The sequence below is a fragment of the Mesorhizobium sp. P5_C1 genome (assembly GCF_054049815.1).
Genome location: NZ_JBFULQ010000985.1, coordinates 1 through 1,272, shown reverse-complemented (window position 1 = coordinate 1,272; position 1,272 = coordinate 1). Strand labels below are relative to the sequence as shown.

General features: G+C 60.5%; 2 pseudogenes. One reads left to right on the top strand and one right to left on the bottom strand.

Annotation, left to right across the window (positions count from 1 at the left end):
• Positions 1–118: pseudogene (locus ACXJ7R_RS33245) on the top strand (glutamine synthetase); the annotation flags it as partial.
• Positions 119–809: 691 nt separating this feature from the next.
• Here the strand turns inward: ACXJ7R_RS33245 and glnA are convergent.
• Positions 810–1,272, bottom strand: a pseudogene (gene glnA / locus ACXJ7R_RS33240) (glutamine synthetase); the annotation flags it as partial.

Below are 1,272 nucleotides of genomic sequence, written 5' to 3'. Positions count from 1 at the left end.
GGGCTATCTGGAAGATCGCCGTCCGAATTCCCAGGGCGACCCCTACCAGATCGCCTCGCAGATTCTGAAGACGATCGCCTCGGTGCCGGCGAGCGCTGAGGTTTCGGCAGCCGCATAGTCATTCGAATCGGGACTTCACGTCCATGCCGTGACAGTCTGAGATTCATCCAAGTCCATCCAAGAACCCCGGCGAAAGCTGGGGTTCTTTTTTGCCGTTGCCCGGCGGATCGGGCCTCGGGCAAAACATACCCAGAAAAAGTCAGGCAATGCAGGCGGTCGCGAATCCGGTCGAGCCCTTGGCTGCCACTGTTCCAGTTTCCGGCGGCAGCCCGCCAGAAAGCCCGGAAAACTGGCATTTTGAGCACTATCCGTGACCTCGCACCCTTCCATAACCATCTGTTCATGTTGCGGAATCGGCTGTCCGCAGCCGGTTTGGCGGCGTTGACAGATCGCAGTGCAGCATGCGTATTCGAAGCGCTTGGGGTTACGTCACGCGATGCTGTTCGGACGGGCGGGGTTTACTTGAACGGCAGCATAGGCGTGGGCGCCGGACGAGCGGTCACTGTAGCCTGAGGCAGTGCGCCGCTCGCTCCTGGCTTTCATGTTCACCATCGACCGAACTGTTTCTGCCAGCCCATGAAACGCGGGCTCAGCAACCCAGGCATTCACACACGCCGAAAAGCTCAAAGGCAAAGGTGCGTCCATCGCGATGGGCGCGGACCTGTCGGTACAGGCGGGGCCCATCGGAGCGCAGCAAAAAGCCCTTGAAAGAGGGAACTCTTTCAAGGGCTTGAATAGTCTGTCGAATCTTAGACCGAGTAGTACATGTCGTACTCGACTGGATGCGGGGTCATTTCGAAGCGCATCACCTCAGCCATCTTCAGCTCGATGTAGCTGTCGATCTGATCGTCGTCGAAGACGCCGCCGGCTTTCAGGAAGCCGCGATCCTTGTCGAGGCTCTGCAGCGCTTCGCGCAGCGAACCGCAGACGGTCGGGATCTTCTTCAGCTCCTTCGGCGGCAGGTCGTAGAGATCCTTGTCCATCGGCTGGCCGGGATGGATCTTGTTCTTGATGCCGTCGAGACCGGCCATCAGCATGGCGGCGAAAGCGAGGTAGGGGTTCGCGCCCGGATCGGGGAAGCGGACCTCGACGCGTTTGGACTTGGGCGAGGAGCCGAACGGGATGCGGCAGGATGCCGAGCGGTTGCGCGCCGAATAGGCGAGCAGCACCGGCGCTTCGTAGCCCGGCACCAGACGCTTGTAGGAGTTGGTT